The sequence below is a fragment of the Nocardia sp. NPDC049149 genome, assembly GCF_043197455.1.
Lineage (GTDB): Bacteria > Actinomycetota > Actinomycetes > Mycobacteriales > Mycobacteriaceae > Nocardia.
Genome location: NZ_JBICTD010000004.1, coordinates 293,295 through 315,046, shown reverse-complemented (window position 1 = coordinate 315,046; position 21,752 = coordinate 293,295). Strand labels below are relative to the sequence as shown.

General features: G+C 66.6%; 3 protein-coding genes (1 of these 3 only partly in view). 1 reads left to right on the top strand and 2 read right to left on the bottom strand.

The window, feature by feature from the left end; all coding sequences use genetic code 11:
* The first annotated feature begins 9 nt into the window (after positions 1–9).
* Entirely contained in the window at positions 10–570 is a 561-nt protein-coding gene (locus ACGFNJ_RS17095) for a TIGR03086 family metal-binding protein (RefSeq protein WP_393448318.1), read from the top strand.
* On the opposite strand, the gene ACGFNJ_RS17090 is transcribed toward ACGFNJ_RS17095, so the two are convergent.
* On the bottom strand, positions 571–21,393 hold the full coding sequence (locus ACGFNJ_RS17090; protein ID WP_393450006.1) for a non-ribosomal peptide synthase/polyketide synthase: 20,823 nt from the start codon (positions 21,391–21,393) through the stop codon (positions 571–573).
* Positions 21,393–21,752, bottom strand: the final stretch of a protein-coding gene (locus ACGFNJ_RS17085; RefSeq protein ID WP_393448316.1) for an amino acid adenylation domain-containing protein. 14,892 nt of this gene lie beyond the right edge of the window; 360 of the gene's 15,252 nt are visible here — the last part of the coding sequence; its start codon lies off the right edge, out of view; its stop codon occupies positions 21,393–21,395. Before ACGFNJ_RS17085 ends, ACGFNJ_RS17090 begins: the two co-directional genes overlap by 1 nt.

The following is a 21,752-nucleotide window of genomic DNA, read 5'->3' as shown; positions in this document are numbered from 1 at the left end:
ATTTGCCGCATGGCTGATACGACTGTTTCTCCCGCCGACCGCTATCGTGCGCTGTCGGCGACCTTCACCGGCAAGGTCGGCGCGGTGCCAGCGGACCGCTGGGACGCCGACTCGCCCTGTGCCGGGTGGACCGCGCGCGATGTGGTGCGTCACGTCATCGACACCGAACGCGAGATGGTCAAGGTGGTCGGGCTCGAATTGGATCCTGGGCCGTCGGTCGACGACGATCCGGCCGCGGCATGGACGGCAGTCTGCAGCTCCATGCAGCGCATTCTCGACGACCCTGCCCTCGCCACCCGCGAGTACGACGGACATTTCGGTCGCACGACGCTGGCGGCCACGATCGACCGCTTCTACTGCTTCGATCTCGTCGTGCACGGCTGGGATCTGGCCGCCGCGACAGAAACCGACACCCATATTCCGGAGGACGAGCTCACGTGGGCGGTGCAAGTCGCCCATTCGCTGGGCGACTCGCTCCGCATGCCCGGCGTCTGCGGGCCGGAACTCGACGCGCCCGAGGGCGCCGACGAGCAGACCAGGATGCTGGCCTATCTCGGTCGAGCCAACTGATCACAGGAGACTGCTCAGAATCCTCCCTATCCGGTGCATCATTTCCGGCCGGTCGAAATCGCCGTGCGAGCAGTCGACCTCGAGCACGTCGATGCGTCCGGTGATGTGGGGGCGCCAGGCTTGCACCAAATCGTCCTTGGCGTCAGGGGTTCGGTTGCCGTCCTCGTCCATGGCGGCGGCGAAGAGGGTCGCGTCGCCGTTGTGAGACGGGGAGGTGTAGCCGTCGAGAAGCGTGCTGTTGTTGATCAGCACCTTCGTCGCTTGCTGCACCAGGTTCTGGATGACCGGTGACTCGAGCTGCTCGCCGAATCTGCTTGCGGCCCAGTCGCGGATGCCTGCCATCGCCTGCTCTTCGGAGATGTCGGGTTCGTCGGCCGCTGCCACCGGCGGCTTGCTGTCCATGATGCCGAGGAAGGCGACTTCCTTTCCCTGCCTGGCGAGTTCGCAGGCCATCGCGTGCGCGACGATGCCACCGTAGGACCAGCCGAGCAGGAAGTAGGGGCCGTCGCCCTGGACGGTGCGGATGCGGTCGAGGTAGTCGGTCACCATCTCGTCGAAGGATTCGGCCACCGGGCCGCCGTCCAATCCGCGGGACTGGATGGCGAAGACCGGGCGGTCGGGCAGGTGCGGGCCGAGCTGCTGATAGAACCAGCCGAGACCGCCGCCGGGGTGCAGGCACCACAGTGGCTGCTTCGAGCCGGAACTCTTCAGCGCCAGCACCGGGTCGAAATCCGTACCGGCGGTGGCGCCTTCGTCGAGGCGCGGCACCAATTGGGCGACGGTCGGTGCGTCGAACACCAGCCGGACCGGGACCTCGACCCCGAGGGTCGCGCGGATCCTGCTGGTGAGGCGGGTCGCCAGCAGCGAGTGGCCGCCGAGGGCGAAGAAGTCGTCATCGATACCGACGCGGCCGACCCCGAGTATTTCGGCGAACAGATCGGCCATGGCCTTTTCCCGATCCGTGCGCGGGGCCCGATATTCCTTGGTGGACAACAGCTCTGGATCCGGCAATGCGGCACGGTCGAGTTTGCCGTTCGCGGTCAACGGCACCGCATCGATCACGAGTACGCTCGCGGGCACCATGAATTCGGGCAGCCGGTCGGCCGCCCACCGGCGTACCTCGGCGGCAAGCACTCCGGCTTGGGGGTTGTTGGCGTAGGCCGTGGGTTCGTCGGCAATGGTGGTGGCGTACACGTCGGTCAGTGGCCGTCCGTCGCTGGCCGCGGCATCGAGGAAGACGGCGTCCATGTGGCCGGGTTGCGGTGACCAGGTGACCGCCGTGCGGTATCCGAGACCCGCGCCGAGCTCGTGCAGGTCCTCCGGCAGCAGACCGATACCCGCACGAGTCTCTGCGTCGAGCAGTCCCTCGAAACCCGCTGCGAGCGAGCCACCTTCGCGCCCGGCAGGAACGGGCTGACCGTTGCGGATCTGCTGTGCCGCAGCGATCTCGCCGGTCAAGCCGGCGTGCGGGATGCCAGCGATCCGCACCCCGTCGGGATGACGGTCCCGCAAGAGCAAGCGCAACCAATCACGGCTGTGGAAATCGACTTTCGGCGTATCGGCAACCGACAGCGGCGTCGTCGGGGCCTTGTACAGGACCACGTCGTAGCGGTACCGGGTCAACTCGTTGACCGAGCGCCCGCGTTTGAGCTCGATGTCCACCGCGTCGAACCCACTCTCCCCTGCCACCGCCACGAAGTATTCCGGCGCAAGCAGCAGCTCCTGCTCCGCCGAAATGTCGCGGCGCACGCGATCCCCGACCGCCGCAGGATCGTCACCACCGTTGCGGGTGACCTGCACCGCGGTCGTGAACTCCCCCAGCAGTGCAAGATTGCGCACGTCGCCGAGGAACACCGCACCGCCAGGGGCCAGCACCCGCAGAACCTTTTCGAGGACCTTGCGCAGATAGGTCTGGCTGGGGAAGTACTGGATCACCGAGTTCAACACCACTGTGTCGAAATGACATTCGGGCAATCCGTCGGCATCGTCGGCCGACTGGGCGCGCAAGAACACCCGATCAGCCCAGCCTGCATCGAGCTCCGCGACCTGCCGCCGGAGCTTGGCGATGGTCTCCGGCGAAAGGTCCGTCGCCCAGTACTCGGCGCAGTCGGGGACCAACTGCGACATCAGCAAGCCCGACCCGACGCCGATCTCGAGCACCCGCTGCGGGTGCAACCCGCGGATCCGATCGACGGTGGCCGAGCGCCACTCGCGCATCTGCTCGAGCGGGATAGGCGCTCCGGTGTAACTGCTGTTCCAGCCGCCGAAATCACTGACCAGTTCGACCGGGCGTGCCTCCCCGTCCACGCCGCTATCGCCGTTGCCCGCACCGGAATACAGGTCGTCGTAGATCCGCTGCCACTGCCCGACCAGTTCGTCCTCGCCGACGGCGGGCCCCGACCGATCGGCAACGACGTATCCGACGAGTTGCTTGCCACCGGTGCCGGTGTCGCGGGCCAGCACCACCGCCTGCGCGACCGAAGGATGCTGCGCAAGCACCGTTTCGACCTCACCCGGCTCGACCCGGAATCCGCGGATCTTCACCTGATCATCGACTCGACCGGCGAACTCCAGTACCCCTGCCGATGTCCAGCGCACCACGTCGCCCGTCCGATACAACCTGCCGCCTATGGGGTCGAACGGATCGGCGACGAACCGCGCCGCGGTCAATCCCGACCGACCGTGATAGCCGCGCGCCAATTGTGCACCGGCCACGTACAACTCACCGGCGACCCCTATCGGCACCGGCTTCAGCCACGAATCCAAGACGTAGGCACGGGTATTGGCGACCGGCGCACCGATCGGCACCACGGTTCCCGCGATCTCGTCGGGCACGACGAACGCCGTGACATCGACCGTCGCCTCGGTCGGCCCGTAGAGGTTGTCGATCCGCACGCCGCGGCAGCTGGCGCGCACCGCCTCGGCCAGTCCCGCGGAGAGCGTGTCCGCGCCGGTGTTCACCTGCGTCAGACTCTGGAACGGAGTGCCGGGCAACGGCTCCAGGTACTCGACCAACGCCGCAAGCAACGGTGGTGTCGCGAACATCTTCGTGACCTGTCGACTCTCGACCACGCGGGTGATCTCGGCCGGATCCGACCGCCGCTCCCCCGCCAGCACCAAGGTGGCACCGCCACACAGCGCAGGCCAGATCTCGTAGGTGGAGGCATCGAAGGCGATCGACGAATGCACGAGTACTCGATCCGCAGGACCGGCCGACCATGCCTGCGCGACCAGGTTCACCACGTTACGATGCGTGATACCAACACCTTTGGGCACACCGGTGGAACCAGACGTGTAAATCATGTAGGCCAAATTCGCCGACCGCGGCAGACAACCTGCGGTCCGATCCGGAGCTTCGGATTCGAGCGCGTCGAGGTAGAGGTGCGGCGTCGCCGAACCCGGCAGGAGGTGCGCGGTAGCAGAGTCGGTTACGAGGACCACAGGGGCGGCATCGCTGAGGACGAAGGTCAACCGATCCGAGGGATAGCTCGGATCGATCGGCAGATACGCACCACCGGCCCGCACAACCGCCAGCAACGCAACGATCAGCTCCGCCGACCGCGGCAACGCCACCGCCACGATGCTGTCCAGGCCAACCCCACGCGAAACCAGCACGCGCGCAAGCCGATCGGCGCGGGCGCCGAGTTCCCCGTAGGACATCTCGGTATCACCGCAGACAACGGCGACCGCATCCGGTGTCGCGTCGACCCGGTCTCTCAGCAGCCCGACCAGCGTGACGTCCGGATCGACCGCGGTCGTGGTCGCATTCCACCGCTGCAACACCAAGTCGCGCTCATCGCTGCCGAGCACATCGATCGATCCCACCGGCGCACCCGGCTGCGCCACTACCTGCCGCAGTATTCGCACCAATCGGTCGGCCATCGCCTCGACGGTGGACCGATCGAACAGATCGGTCGCGTACTCGATGAACGCACTCCACGGATGGCCTGCGGGCGTATCGGCGACATTGAAGAACAAGTCGAACCGTGCCGTCGCCGTCGTCGTGTGGTACGGCTCGAACCCGACGCCCGAGAACTCCAGCGTGGGCAGCGGGTTGTTCTGGAAGGCGAGCGACACCTGGAACAGCGGATGGTGCGCCGCTGAGCGGACGGGGTTGAGCAACTCGACCAGCAACTCGAACGGCGCGTCCTGATTCTCGTACGCGGACAACGCTTTCGACCTGACCTGATCGACGAGGTCGGCGAACGATACCGCAGGCGACACCGTCGCGCGCAGCACCCAGGTGTTGACGAAGAACCCGATCAGGTCGGTCAGCGCCTCGTCGGTGCGACCGGCGATCGGCGCGCCGATCGGAAGATCCTCCCCCGCACCGAGTTTGCAAAGCAGCACCGCCAACGCCGACTGCAGCACCATCGACACCGTCGCGCCCGCGCGACCCGCCAGCTGTTCCACCGCAGCCCGGGTCTCGGCATCGATGCCGAACATCACCATGTCCCCGCGATAGCTCGCCACCCGCGGCCGCGGCCGATCGGTCGGCAGCCGCAGTTGTTCGGGGAGGCCGTCGAGTTCGGCACGCCAGTAGTCGAATTGGCGGGACAACGCGCTGCCGGGGTCGCTCTGTGCGCCGAGCAGATCCTGCTGCCACAACGTGTAGTCCACATACTGCACCGGGAGCGGCGCCCACGCGGGCTCGCGGTGTGCCACGCGGGCCGTGTAGGCGATGGCGAGGTCGCGCAACAACGGCGTCATCGACCAGCCGTCCCCGGCAATGTGGTGCATCAACAACACCAGCACGCAGTCGTCCGCGCTGCTGCGCACCACCGTGACCCGAATCGGGATCTGCGTCGACAGGTCGAAGCCGTAGCGCACTGCCTCGGTGACCGCCGCATCCACCGCCGCGGGCGCCACGTCGGTGATATGCACCGGCACTTCGACATTCGCGGCAGCGACGACCTGTTGTGCAGGAACGCCGTCGACTTCGACGAAGACGGTGCGCAAACTCTCGTGCCTGGCGACGACATCGCCGATCGCCGCACTCAAGGCCGCAACGTCGACCCCGTGCAGCCGCACCGCCAACGGGATGTTGTAGGTGGCGGAGGGCCCTTCCAGGCGATGGATGAACCACAACCGTCGCTGCGCGTACGACAGCGGCAGCACGTCCGGCCGTTGCCGAACCAACAGCGCGGGCCGCACCTGCACGTCGGCGTCGAGGCGGGTCACCAACTGCGCCACCGTCGGCGCATCGAAGACCGTGCGAATCGGCACCTCGACACCGAGCTCCACCCGGATCCGGCTGATCAGGCGCGTCGCCAACAACGAATGGCCGCCCAGCTCGAAGAAGCTGTCGTCGACGCCGACCCGCTCGTGTCCGAGGACTTCGCCGAACAGCTCCGCCACGACCCGCTCCCGAGCCGTGCCCGGCGCCCGATACCGCGCCGACGACACCAGCTCGGGCACCGGCAGGGCGGCACGGTCGAGCTTGCCGTTCACGGTCAATGGCACGCCCGCGATCACCAGCACCACCGTCGGCACCATGAACTCGGGCAGGTGCTGGGCGGCGAAGTCCCTGACCTGTCCGCCCTCGAGCTCGGCAGCGCCGGTGCGGTCGGCGACCACATACCCGATCAGCTGCTTACCGCCGACCGCGGTTGCCCGCGCCACCACGACGGCCTGGGTCACCGAAGGGTGTTTGGCCAGTACCGCTTCCACCTCACCGAGCTCGATCCGGAAGCCACGGATCTTCACCTGATCGTCGACGCGGCCGACGAACTCCACGTCCCCGGAGCCGTTCCAGCGCACCACATCACCGGTCCGATACAGCCGACCGCCGGCTGGATCGAACGGATCGGCCACGAACCGCGCCGCAGTCAACCCGGCCCGACCGTGATAGCCGCGAGCCAACTGCGGACCTGCCAAATACAGCTCACCGGCCACCCCGATCGGCACCGGCCGCAGCCATGAATCCAGCACGAACACCCGCATATTCGCCAATGCCGACCCGATCGGCACCACGTCGCCGTCGAATGCTTCGCCCACCTCGAACGGGCGACAGGTCGCGAACGTTGTTGTCTCGGTTGGCCCGTACACGTTCACGATCCGGGTGCCGGGGCAGGCACGCTGGGCACGACCGAGCGCCTCCGGCGGCAACTCCTCGCCGCCGAACCACACCTCATGAAGCCTGGCGATGGCGTCCGGGCACTGCTCGACGAACAGCTCGAACAACCGGGTAGTCAGGAAGGCAGCGCTGACGTTGTTGTGCACCATCAACCGGCTCAGCGCCGCGATGCCGGCGCGCTCCTGTGGGGCAACGACTACTCGACCCCCGCCGAGCAGCGGAACCCAGATCTCGTACGTGGAGGCATCGAAGGCGACCGAGGAATGCATCAAGACCGCGCCGTGCCCGCCATCGCGCCACGCAGGCTGAGCAGCAAACGCCACCACGTTGCGATGACTGACCGCAACACCTTTGGGCGCACCGGTGGAACCAGACGTGTAGATCACATACGCCAAGTCCTGTGGGAACACAGTGGCGAGCCGATCGACGTCTCCCTCGTCATGGCCCTCGACGGCCCCGACGGTATCCAGGTAGAGATGCGGTATTGCGTTCTGCGGCAACGTCTCCGCGGTGGCGTGCTCGGTAACGACGACGACCGGCGCGGCATCGGTCATGATCAGCGCCAACCGCTCCGAGGGATACGTCGGATCGATCGGCAGATATGCGCCACCGGCCTGCAACACCGCGAGCAAAGCCGTGACGAGCTCGGCGGACCTCGGCAAGGCAACGGCGACCACCGTGTCAGGGCCGACTCCATACGAGACCAGCACGTGCGCAAGATGATTGGCCCGCGCATCGAGATCCCGGTAGGTGAGCTCCGTGTCCGCGCAGACGACCGCCACCGCATCCGGAGTCGCGATCACTCGAGTTCGGAACTGCTCAATGATGGTGGTATCAGGCACCTGCGCCGTGGCGCCGTGCCCCCGGCGCAGCACCGTCTCGCGTTCGTCACCGAGCAGATCGATCGACCGCACCAGGACATCCGCGTCGGAGACCACCTGCTGCAGTATCCGTACCAGTCGCGCCGCCATGGCCTCGACCGCGGACCGTTCGAAGGCATCGGTCCGGTATTCGAGGTGCAGCGTCAACGCGGGCGTGGCATTGGCGACCACCGTCAGGGGATAGTGCGAGGGCGTATCCGGATGCAGGTCGGTGATGGCGAGGCCGCCTGTGGTGGCGGCCGCACCAATGCCCGTCTGGTCGACGGGATAGGACTCGAACCCGATCAGGGTGTCGAACAAGGCATTCAGGCCGAGTGCCTGATGGATGTCGGTCAACCCGATGTGGTGGTAGTCCAGCAGCGCGACCTGACGCGCCTGCACGCCGCGCAACACGTCGGCGACGGTGTCGCTCGGGCCGAACCGCACGCGCACCGGGACGGTGTTGATGAACAAGCCGACCATCGCATCCACGCCAGGTATTCCTGGGGGCCGCCCCGACACGGTCGCGCCGGCGATCACGTCGTCGCGGCCGGTCGATGCGGCGAGCAGAATTCCCCAACTGCCTTGCACCACAGTGTTCGTGGTGATGCCGAGCGCCGCGGCTCGTATGCTCAGCGCCGAGGCGGTTTCCGGTGGGAGCGGCACCGTGACGCGCTCGACCGCTGCCGTCTCGGCGACGGCAGCGCCGGTGTTTCCGGCGAGCAGAGTCGGTTCGACAACGCCTTCGAGCTCTCGTGCCCAAGCCTGGATCGCGGCGTGTGCATCCTGCCGGGACAACCACTTCAGGAAGTCCTGGTAGGCAGGCGGTTGCGGCAACTCCGCAGACCCACCACCAGAGCTGTAGAGCGAGAACAGGTCCCGGATCAGTAGCGGCAGCGACCAGCCGTCCATCACTACGTGGTGGGCGGTCAGCACCAATTTGGCGCTGTGTCCGGTCATCGGCACCAGCGTCAACCGCAACAACGGCGGAACCGCCATGTCGAAGTGCGTGTTCTTGTCCTCGACAAGCAACCGCGCCAAGGCACCGTCACGGTCCGCCTCACTCAGACCACGCAGATCCGCTACCCGCCATGGCAATTCGACGCTGTCGAGAACGACCTGCACCGACTCACCTCGGGCGCTGACAGCAAAGCCTGTCCGCAGATTCGCATACCGATCGAGCAAGCCTTGACCGGCCGCGCGCATCCGTACCGGATCTACGTCCCCGGCCAACCCGAAGACGACCTGCATGTGATAGGCGTCGAACCCCGAGGCCGCCATCGCCTGATGGAACAACAACCCGGACTGCATCGACGTCAACGGCCACACGTCCGCCAGTCCCGGATATCTGGTCTCCAACGCCTCGATCTCGGCCTGGTCCACCGCAACGAACGGCAAGTCCGACGGCGTCAGACCGCCCGCATCCGCTGTCACGGCATGCGTGGCCAAGCCCACCGCAGCGGCTCGCCACAGGTCGGCCAGCTCTTGTATCTCGTCCTCCGCCAACACCCCCGCCGGCGCGGCGAACACCGCCTGCAGCACGGGACCCGCGCCGGTGTCGATCACCATCGTGTTCACGTCGAGCACGGCGATCGCAGGCCGCTCGGCCATGGCCGGATCCAGCGGCGTGATCAGCTGTTCGGCATCCACCGCGGGCGTCCACCCTGCACCGCGCAGCCGTTGCGGCAGCAGGTCTGTCGAGGTGAACCTGCCGAGGTAGTTGAAGCCGATCTGTCCCGCCGAAAACCGTTCCAGCACAGCGGACGTGTCGGGATCGAGGTAGCGGAGCAACCCGTAGCCGATGCCCTTGTCCGGCACCGCACGCAACTGCTCTTTCACTGATTTGAACAAAACACCAGCGGCCGGACCACCCGCGCACAGCTGATCCCACTGAGCGTCGTTCGCGCACAACCGCACCGGGAACATGCTCGTGAACCAGCCGACAGTGCTGGACAAGTCCGCACCGGGGACCGTGTCTTCTTCGCGCCCATGGCCTTCCAACCGGATCAACACCGAGTCTTCGGCCGAACCCTGGTCGCGGCGACGGCGGGTCACGGCGGCGGCCAAGGCAGCGAGCAACCCGTCTTCGACACCACCGCGGAACACCGCGGGCAACGTGGTCAGCAGCGCCTCGGTGAGCTGCACCGGAATCTGCACTTGGACATGGCCAACGGTGGCCATGACGTCGACCACTGGGTCCAATGCTCGGCGACCGAGGATCGGATCGGGCCCGTCGAGGACCGATCGCCACCACGACAACTCCGCGGCCCGCTCCGGGCGAGCCGCTTGTTCGACCAATCCGTGGGCCCAGCGCCGCATCGAGGTGCCTGCCGACGGGAACACCGGAGACACACCCGCGGCCACTCCCTGCCAGGCGGAAGCCAAGTCGGGCAACAGGATTCGCCACGAGACGTCGTCGACCACCAGATGATGCGCCACGAACGACAACCAACCAGGCCGCCCTGGACCGGCGTCGAACCACACGAACTGCACCATCACGCCAGCAGCTGGGACCATCCGACCGACCGCAGCACCTACCTGCGAAACAATCACCTCGGCCCGGTCCTCTGCATGCGGTTCGAAGGCGGCGATGTCGACGCGGTGCAGCAGTGCGTCCACGTCCAACGCGCCCGGCGGCGCTACCTCGAGCCCTGCCCCGCGCTCGTCGTCGACGAGCCGCGACCGCAACACATCATGCCGATCAACGACCGCCGTCAGCGTGGCCACCAGCCCTGCCCGATCGATACCCACCGGCAGATCCAACAGCAACGACTGCGTGAAACTATCGAAACCAGCGCCGAGGTCACGGACAAACCGCGCCACCGGCAACAACGGCAACCAACCCACACCACCACCGGCCAACTCCGCCAACACCGGATCCGCTACTTCACGAGTAAGCGCCACCGCCGCCAACGCAGCCGCCGTCCGATACTCGAAAACCTCCCGAGGACTGACCTCGACACCCAACTCCCGCGCCCGCGAAACGACTTGAATCGAACGAATACTGTCGCCACCCAACTCGAAGAAACTGTCATCGACCCCCACCCGATCCAACCCGAGCACCTCGGCGAAAACTCCCGCCAACACCTGCTCTTGGTCCGTGCGCGGCGCCCGGTACTCCATCGACGAGCTCAACTCCGGCTCCGGCAACCCCCGACGATCGAGCTTTCCGCTCGCGGTCAGCGGGACCGAGTCGATGACCATCACCACGGCGGGCACCATGAAGTCGGGCAACCGCTCTGCCGCGAATCGGCGCACGTCTCCCCCGTCGAGCTGCCCCACGTTCGGAGTTTCGTCAATGACCACGTATCCGACCAGCTGCTTACTTGCGCTCCCGGTCTCATGCGCCACCACTACCGCCTGCGCGACCGAAGGATGCTGCGCCAGGACGGTTTCCACCTCGCCGGGCTCGACCCGGAAGCCGCGGATCTTCACCTGGTCGTCGACGCGGCCGACGAATTCCAGCTGCCCAGAACTGTTCCAGCGCACCACATCACCGGTGCGATACAACCGGCCACCGGCCGGGTCGAACGGATCGGCCACGAACCGCGCCGCGGTCAATCCAGGCCTTCCGCGATAGCCGCGCGCCAATTGCCTACTGGCCACATACAACTCGCCTGCCAGCCCAACCGGCACCGGTGTCAGCCACGGATCCAACACGTAGGCGCGGGTATTGGCGACCGGCGCACCGATCGGCACCACCGGGCCGGTCGCCACGCCGGGCACCGGGAAGGCCGTCACATCAACCGTCGCCTCGGTGGGCCCGTAGAGATTGTCGACCCGGACGCCGCCGCAGCTGTCTTGCAAGGCACGCACCAACCCGGCGGTGAGGCTGTCTGCCCCGGTATTCACCTGCGTCAGGCTCCGGAAAGGCTTCCCCGGCAACGACTCGACGTACGTCACCAGCGCCGACAGCAAGGGTGGGGTGGCGAACATCTTCGTCACCGGGCAGCTCTCGACCAGTTGGGCGATCTCGGCCAGATCCGACCGTGGTTCGCGGGCCAGCACCAAGGTCGCCCCGCCGCACAACGCGGGCCAGATCTCATAGGTGGAGGCGTCGAAGGCAATCGAGGAATGCACGAGCACCCGGTCCTCGGGACTGGTCACCCAGGCCTGCGCGACCAGGTTCACCACGTTGCGATGGGTGATGGCAACGCCTTTGGGCACGCCGGTCGAACCGGAGGTGTAGATCACGTACGCCACATTCTGCGGCACGACACCACGTTTCCGGCCGTCCCGCGCATCGGTGCCGTCGAGCGCCGCGATTACCTCGGGTGAGTCCAGATACAGCGACGACGTCGAGATATCAGGCAGCAGGCGCGCAGTCACCGAATCCGTCACGACAACGACCGGAGCGGCGTCGGTCAGGACGAACTCCACTCGGTCCGAGGAGTACGCCGGATCGATCGGCAGATACCCGCCGCCCGCCTTCCACACACCGAGCAGCGCAACAACCAGCTCCACCGACCTCGGCAATGCCACCGCGACAACACCATCCGGGCCTACGCCCCGCGAGATCAAGACCCAGGCGAGCCGCTCGGCGCGCGCATCGAGTTCCCGATAGGACACCTCGAGGTCGCCGCAGACGACGGCGACCGCATCCGGAGTCCGCGCCACTCGAGCCTCGAACAGCTCGACCATGGTGCCGTCCGGTACCGCAACGGCGGTCTCGTTCCAGCGATGCAGCACCGACGCACGTTCCTCGGCCCCGAGCAGATCCATCGACCGCACCGGAACATTCGCGTCCGACACCACCTGCTCCAGAATCCGCACCAGTCGCGCCGCCATCGCCTTTACCGCAGGCCGATCGAACACGTCGGTCCGATATTCCAGTCGGAGTTGCAAAGCTGGGGCCGCACCCGCGACCAGGGTCAGCGGGTAATGCGAAGGCGCGTCGGGGCGCAGATCGGCGATGGTGATGCCACTGGCAGTGGCCGCCGTGTCGATGCCGGTGTAGTCGACGGGATAGGACTCGAAGCCGATCAGCGTGTCGAACAAGACATTCAGGCCGATCGCCTGATGGATGTCGATCAGACCGACGTGATGATGGTCGAGCAGCGCGACTTGGTTCGCCTGCACGCTACGCAGCACATCCGCGAGCGTGTCGGCGGGACCGAACCGCACCCGCACCGGGACGGTGTTGATGAACAGGCCGACCATCGCATCGACCTCGGCGATCGCCGGTGGTCGACCCGAGACGGTCGCGCCCGCGACCACATCGTCGCGCCCGGTCGCTTTGGCCAGCAGGATCCCCCACGCGGCCTGCACGACGGTGTTCACCGTGATCGCGAGCTCGCCTGCGCGCCGGTTGAGTGCCGAGGCCGTTGCAGCGGCCAGCGCCACCTCGACCTGCTCCACTCCGGCAGCACCGGCACCGCCGGTCTGGCCTGCGAGCAACGTGGGTTCCCGCAGGCCGTGCAATTCGTCGACCCAGGCCTGGACGCCGCGCTGGGAGTCTTGGCGGGACAACCAGGTCAGGAAATCCCGGTAGGCGGGCGCTTGCGGCAATGCCGCACCTGCGTCGCCGGAACCGTAGAGCCGCAACAAATCCCGGATCAACAGCGGCAGCGACCAGCCGTCCATCAGCACGTGGTGGGTGGTGAACAGGAGCTCCGACCGTTGGTCGGTCATCAGCACCAGCGTCAGGCGCAGCAAGGGCGGTACGGCCAGGTCGAAGTGGGCGTTGCGATCCTCGATGAGCAACCGCGCCAAGGTCGCGGCGCGGACGCTATCCTTCAGGTCACGGAGATCCACTATCCGCCACGGCAACTCGACGTCGTCGACGACGACCTGCACCGAGTCGCCGCGGGAACCCGTCGCGAACCCCACTCGCAGATTGGGATATCTGTCCAGCAGGCCTTGACCGGCCGCCCGCATCCGCGCCGGATCCACGCGCCCGGCCAACCCGAACACCACCTGCATGTGATAGGCGTCGAAACCGGACCCGGCCATCACCTGGTGGAACAACAACCCGGACTGCATCGACGTCAACGGCCACACATCCACCAGCCGTGGATATTCGGCTTCGAGCACCTCGATCTCGGACTGGTTCACCTCGACCAACGGCAAGTCCGACGGTGTCAATCCGCCGAAGCCGACCGTCTCGGCATGCGCGGCCAGGCCGACCGCCGCGCTACGCCAGAGGTCGGCCAGCTCGGCCGTCTCGGCCTTCCCCAGTACGCCGGAGGGTCCCGCGAATACGGCTTGCACGACCGGACCTTCGCGGGTGTCGACGACCATCGTGGTGACATCGAGCACCGACAGCGCAGGCATCGCCGGATCCGGAGCCGCGTTCACGCCTGCACCGTCTTCGGTCGGGGTCCAGCCGGTGCCTCGCAGGCGCTGAGGCAACAGGTCTGTCGAGGTGAGGCGGCCCAGATAGTTGAAGCCGATCTGGCCGGTCGAATACTGCTGCAGCACAGCGGCGGTGTCGGGATTGAGGTATCGAAGCATCCCGTAGCCGATGCCCTTGTCCGGCACCGCACGCAGCTGCTCCTTCACAGACTTGACCAACACACCGGCGGCCGCACCACCCGCGCACAGTTGATCCCACTCAATGCCGTTCGCGCACAACCGCACCGGGAACATGCTCGTGAACCAGCCGACGGTGCGCGACAACTCGGCACCGGCAACGGCGTCCTCTTCGCGGCCGTGGCCTTCCAACCGGATCAGCACCGCATCCTGGCATGAATCGTCGGCGTGGCCCGCGCACCGTCCTCGGGTGTGACGCCAACGGTGCACCGCGACAGTCAATGCCGCCAGTAATACGTCCTCGACGCTCCCATGGAATGCGGCGGGCAGGGTGGTCAACAGCGTCTCGGTGAGAGCTGCCGGAATCTCGACGTGTACCTGATCCACTGTTGCCATGACGTCGACGGCAGGATCCAGCGGCCTGGCGCCCAGCATCGGGTCTGGGTTTTCGAGAACTGAACGCCACCATGGCAACTGGTCCACGAGGCGCGCGGCACTGGACTGCTCGGCCAATCCGTGCGCCCAGCGCCGCATCGAGGTGCCCGTCTCGGCGAGTGCCGGTGCGACCCCGACCGACACCGCCTGCCAGGCCGAGGCCAAGTCGGGCAACAGGATTCGCCACGAGACGCCGTCGACCACCAGATGATGCGCCACGAACGACAACCAACCAGGCCGTCCCGGACCGGCATCGAACCACACGAACTGCACCATCACACCGGCCGCAGGCGCCAACCGGGCGACCGCAGCACGGACCTCCGCAGCGATCATCGAGGCACGTGCACTGGACTGCGCGCCGTTGGTGTCTGCGGAACGATGCTGGTACGCAGACACATCCACGCGATGCAGCAGGTCATCGGGATCCACGGCACCGACTGGTGCCACCAGCAGTCCCGCCCCGCGCTCGTCGTCGACGAGCCGCGACCGCAACACATCATGCCGATCAACGACCGCCGTCAGCGTGGCCACCAGCCCTGCCCGATCGATACCCACCGGCAGATCCAACAGCAACGACTGCGTGAAACTATCGAAACCAGCGCCGAGGTCACGGACAAACCGCGCCACCGGCAACAACGGCAACCAACCCACACCACCACCGGCCAACTCCGCCAACACCGGATCCGCTACTTCACGAGTAAGCGCCACCGCCGCCAACGCAGCCGCCGTCCGATACTCGAAAACCTCCCGAGGACTGACCTCGACACCCAACTCCCGCGCCCGCGAAACGACTTGAATCGAACGAATACTGTCGCCACCCAACTCGAAGAAACTGTCATCGACCCCCACCCGATCCAACCCGAGCACCTCGGCGAAAACCGTGGTCAGGGCACGTTCCTCGACGGTCTGCGGTGCCCGATATCGTGCCGATGAGGTGAACTCGGGATCCGGCAGGGCAGCACGATCGAGCTTTCCGTTCGTGGTCAGCGGAAGCGACTCGAGCACTGTCACCACCGCGGGCACCATGTACTCCGGGAGCCGCTCGGCGACGAAGCCGCGCACCTTCCCGCCATCGACGTCCGAGCCGTTGGCGACGACATACGCGACGAGCTGTTTGCCCGCATCGGTGTCACGTGCTACGACAGCGGCCTGCGATACCGAAGGATGCTGTGCCAGCGCGGTTTCGACCTCGCCGGGTTCGATCCGGAAGCCGCGGATCTTGACCTGGTCGTCGACCCGGCCCGCGAATTCCAGCACGCCTGCCGACGTCCAGCGCACCACGTCACCGGTGCGATACAGCCGACCACCGACCGGATCGAACGGATCGGCCACGAACCGCGCCGCCGTCAATCCCGCCCGCCCTTGATAGCCGCGCGCCAACTGCGTTCCGGCTACATACAACTCGCCGGCAACGCCGACCGGAACTGGCTGAAGCCAGGAATTCAACACGAACACCCGGGTATTGGTCACCGGACGCCCGATCGGTACAGCACCCTCGATGCCGGCCTCGGCGTCGTAATCGGTCACACACGCCGTCGTCTCGGTCGGCCCGTAACCGTTCATCACCTGAGCGGCGATGTAGCCCGTATTCAACTTGCGGACAACGCTCGCGGTCAGCTCAGCGCCGCCGACGATGACACGACGCAGCGACCGTAAAGGGCTGCCGGGCAAAGACTCCACGTGATCGACCAACGCCGACAACAACGGTGGCGTGGCGAACATCTTCGTCACCGACCGACGCTCTATCAGACCCGTGATCTCCACCAAATCCGAGCGCTGCTCCCCCGCAACCACCAACGTCGCACCACCACACAACGCAGGCCAAATCTCATAGGTAGAGGCATCGAAAGCGATCGAAGAATGCACCAACACCCGATCCTCGACACCGACAGACCACGCCTGCGCCACCAAATTCACGACGTTACGATGCGTGACACCAACACCTTTCGGCACACCCGTCGACCCAGACGTATAGATCACATACGCCAAATTCTGCGCACGCGGCAGATCGTGCGCACCCGCACCGGCCGCCCCTGCCGTGTCGTGTGCGTCGAGGCACAGGCGCGGCGCCGCCGGGCGCGGCAGCAACGGCGTTGTCTCGGAGTCCGTCACGACGACCACCGGAGCGGCGTCGGTGAGCACAAAGGCCAGCCGATCCGAGGGATACGCCGGGTCGATCGGCAGATACGCCCCGCCCGCCTTCAGCACACCGAGCAAGGCCACGATCAGATCTGCGGACCTCGGCAATGCCACTGCCACCACACCATCCGGGCCGACCCCGCGCGCCACCAGGATCTGTGCGAGCCGGTCCGCCCGGGCATCGAGCTCTCGGTAAGTCAGCTCCACGTCAGCGCACACAACGGCAATCGCGTCCGGTGTCCGAGCGACCTGCGCCTCGAACAACCCGACCAGCGTGCGATCGGATTCCGGCGCGGTCGTGTCGTTCCATCGGCGCACCAGCATGTCGCGCTCGCCGGAATCGAGGACCTCGATCGAGCCCACCGGCAGTTCCGGTCGCGACGCCACCTGCCGCAGCAACCGCACCAGCCGCGCCACCATCGTCTCGACCGTCGACCGGTCGAACAGCTCGGTCGCGTACTCCACGAGCCCACGCCACTCCTGACCGGCCGGAGCGTCGGCGATAGTGAAGAACAAGTCGAACCGTGCGGCCGCAAGCGACACGGGGTACGACTCGAACCGTGCGCCAGGCAGCGCCAGGGTTGGCATGGTGTTGTTCTGGAAGGCCATCGACACCTGGAACAACGGATGGTGCGCCGCCGAACGGACCGGATTCAGCAACTCGACGAGCAGCTCGAACGGTACGTCCTGATTCTCGTACGCGGCCAACGCTTTCGCCCTGACCTGCCCCAAGAGCTCAGCGAACGACGCCGCCTGCGAGACATGGGTGCGAAGCACCCAGGTGTTGACGAAGAACCCGACCAGATCGGTCAGCGCGTCATCGGTACGACCCGCGATCGGCGACCCGATCGGAATGTCTTCCCCTGCACCGAGTTTGCCGAGCAGCACCGCCAGCGCCGACTGCAACACCATCGACACCGTTGCGCCTTCGCCGGCAGCCAATCGTTCGACCGCCGTGCGGATCTCGGGATCGATGCCGAACGTCACCACATCGCCCCGGTAGCTCGCGGCGCGCGGCCGCGGCCGATCCGCCGGCAACGGCACCTGTTCCGGAAGTCCATCGAGTTCACGACGCCAGTACTCGTGTTGCCGGGACAGCACACTGTCGGGGTCGGTCGCCGAACCAAGCAGTTCCCGCTGCCACAGCGTGTAGTCCACGTACTGCACCGGCAGCGGTTCCCATTCCGGCGCACGATGTTCCAGCCTGGCCGCGTACGCGCTCGACAGATCCCGCAGCAACGGCGTCATCGACCAGCCGTCACCGGCGATGTGATGCAGCAGCAACACCACGACACATTCGTCGGCACCGCACCGGAAAACGGTGGCGCGGAGCGGTATTTCCGACAACAGATCGAACCCGTACCGCACCGCTCCGCTCACCGCCGCGGCCAACTCGGCGGATTCCACCTCGGAGACCACTACCGGCACCTCGACGCTGTCGGCATCGATTACGCGCTGGGCAGGCACGCCGTCGGCTTCGACGAACACCGTGCGCAAGCTCTCGTGCCGAGCGACCACATCACCGACCGCGGCAGTCAATACCGCGACATCCACCCCGTGCAGCCGCACCGCCAGCGGGATGTTGAAAGTGGCCGAGGGTCCCTCCAAACGGTGGACGAACCACAACCGCCACTGTGCGAACGACAGCGGAATCAGCTCGGGGCGCTCCCGCACCAGCAACGCCGGACGCAGGCGCGCCCCCTCGTCGAGCCGAGTCACCAACTGCGCGACGGTCTGTGCCTCGAAGATCACCCGGATCGCGACCTCGATCCCCAGCACCGCCCTGATCCGACTGGCCAGCCGGGTCGCCAGCAGCGAGTGGCCGCCGAGCTCGAAGAAGCTGTCGTCGACCCCAACTCGGTCACGCCCGAGGATCTCGGCGAACAACTCGGCCAGCCGCTGTTCCCGCTCGGTGCCCGGCGCACGGTACCGCACGGCGGACCTCAGCTCCGGGACCGGCAATGCCCGGCGATCCAGCTTCCCGTTCGCGGTCAGTGGCACCGCGTCGATCACCACCACCGCGGTCGGCACCAGGAAGTCCGGCAACCGTTCACCGACGAATCGGCGTACCGCAGCACCGTCGAGTTCGGCAGCACCCGCATGCCCGTTGCCGCCGACAGCACGGGTTCGGTCGGTCACCACATACCCGACCAGTTGCTTGCCACCGGTGCCGGTGTCGAACGCGACCACCGCTGCTTGCGACACCGAAGGATGTTGGGCCAGCACCCTTTCGACCTCACCAGGTTCGACACGGAACCCACGGATCTTGACCTGGTCATCGGCGCGGCCGACGAATTCCAGCTGCCCGGAGCTGTTCCAACGCACCACATCACCGGTGCGATACAACCGGCCGCCCGCCGCGTCGAACGGATCGGCCACAAAGCGCGCCGCCGTCAATCCGGGCCGACCGTGATAGCCGCGCGCCAACTGCGTACTGGCCACATACAACTCGCCGGCGACACCGACCGGCACCGGCATCAGCCACGAATCCAGCACGTATGCGCGGGCATTGGCCACCGGCCGACCGATCGGCACGACGGTGTCTGCGGCACCGTCCGGCACCCGATACGACGTCACGTCGACGGTCGCCTCGGTCGGACCATAGAGGTTGTCGACTCGAACTTCCCCGCAGCAGCTAAGCAGCGCCGCAACCAATCCCGAGGCGACCACGTCGGCCCCGGTATTCACCTGAACAAGGCTCGCCAACGGCGTTCCGGGCAACGGCTCGACATACTCGGCCAACGCCGACAACAACACCGGCGTCGCGAACATCTTCGTCACCGACCGGCTCGCCACCAACCTCGTGATCTCCGCCAGATCGGAGCGCGGCTCAGTGGCGACCACAACCGCGGCGCCACCGCACAGCGCGGGCCAGATCTCGTAGGTCGAGGCATCGAACGCGATGGAAGAATGCGCGAGCACCCGGTCGCCTGGGTCGGCAGACCACGCCTGCGTAACCAGTGTGACGACGTTACAGTGCGTGATACCAACGCCTTTCGGCACCCCTGTAGAACCGGACGTGTAGATCACGTACGCCAAGTTCTCCGGGTGCAGCCGCGCAAGCGAGGCGACAGAGGTCTCCGCGAGGTCTTCGGTATCGACAAACACGCACGGTACGGCCGTGTGCGGCAGCAGGTTTGCTGTCGCCGAATCGGTAACCACGACAACCGGAGACGCATCGGCAAGGATGAACCCCAGCCGATCCGAGGGATATCCCGGATCGATGGGCAGATACCCTCCACCCGCCTTCAGGACCGCCAGCAACGCCACCATCAGCTCAGCCGATCGCGGCAATGCCACCGCGACAATGCTGTCCGGGCCGACCCCGCGCGAAAGCAACACGACGGCAAGCTGATCGGCGCGGACCCCGAGGTCCTGATAGGAGATCTCGGCATCGCCGCAGACCACCGCGACCGCGTCCGGTGTGCGAGCGGCCTGCGCGCTGAAGAGCTCCACGACGGTAGCGTCCTGGACGTCGACCCGAGTGTCGTTCCATCGACGCAGCACCACGTCGCGTTCCTCGGCCTCGAGCACATCGATCGACCCCACCGGAGCATTCGGGGCCGACACCGCCGCACGCAGTGTCCGCACCAGCCGGTCGGCCATCGCCTCGACCGTGGGCCGGTCGAACAGATCGGTGGCGTATTCGACGTGCAGATCCCACCCGGCGCCCGCGGCATCGGCGATGGTGTAGGTCAGATCGAATCGAGATATGGTCGCCGCCAACGCATACGGTTCGAACGCTACCCCGGACAACGACAGGGTGGGCGCCGTGTTGTTCTGCACGCTCAGCAGAACCTGGAACAACGGATGGTGCGCCGCTGAGCGGGCCGGGTTCAGCAACTCCACCAGCAACTCGAACGGAATATCCTGGTTCTCGTAGGCGGCCAACGCTTTCGCCTTCACCTGACCGAGGATCTCGGCGAACGACGCCGCCGGCGCAACGGTGGCGCGCAGCACCCAGGTGTTGACGAAAAAGCCGACCAGATCGGTCAGCGCGTCATCGGTACGACCGGCGATCGGCGCACCGATCGGAATATCCTCGCCGGCACCGAGTTTGCCGAGCAGGACCGCGAGTGCCGCCTGCCACACCATGGACACCGTCGCGCCCTCGCGCGCGGTGAACCGTTCCACCTGGGCGCGGACGTCGGCATCGATCCCGACGACCACCACATCCCCGCGATGGCTCGCCACCCGAGGCCGGGGCCGATCCGTCGGCAACGCCAACTGCTCAGGCAGGCCATCGAGTTCATCGCGCCAGTACGCGAACTGCTGGGACAGCACGCTGCCCGGGTCGGTCGGCGACCCGAGCAATTCCTGCTGCCACAGCGTGTAATCCACGTACTGCACCGGGAGCGCCTCCCACACGGGTGCCGTCCCCCGCCGCCGCGCGGCATACGCCTCCGACAAATCCCGCAGCAGCGGCGTCATCGACCAGCCGTCACCCGCAATGTGGTGGATCAGCAGCACCACGACGCAGTCCTCAGCGCCACATCGGAACACGCTGGCGCGGAGGGGAATTTCGCACGACAGATCGAATTCGTGCCCGATCGCCGCGGTCACCGCCGCGGCGACATCGGCGGGAGCGATCTCCGTGACGATCACCGGCACCTCGACGTCGTCGACCGCCAGTACCTGCTGGCCGGGCACGCCATCGACTTCCAGGAAGATCGTCCGCAGACTCTCGTGCCTGCCGACCACGTCGCCGACCGCCACCGCGAAGGCCTGCGCATCGAACACACCCGTCAACCGGACCGTCAACGGCATGTTGTAAGTGGCGGACGGCCCTTCGAGGCGGTGGATGAACCACAACCGCCGCTGCGCATACGACAACGGAATCATCACAGACCCACCTCTCGATTCATCCTGCGCAGTGCTGGTCGGCGCGAGGGGGCGAGCTGACCCCATCGGTCCGTGAGTTGGGCGACGGTGGCGGCCTCGAACATCACCCGGATCGGCACCTCGACACCAAGTACCGCCCGGATCCGGCTGGCCAGGCGGGTCGCCAAGAGGGAGTGCCCGCCCAACGCGAAGAAGCTGTCATCGATGCCGACCCGTCCGACGCCGAGTACTTCGGTGAACAGCTCGGTGAGCGTCTGTTCCTGCTCGGTGCGCGGAGCCCGATATGCGTTGGCGGACACGAACTCCGGGTCAGGCAGTGCCGCACGATCGAGCTTGCCGTTGGCGGTGAGCGGCACCGA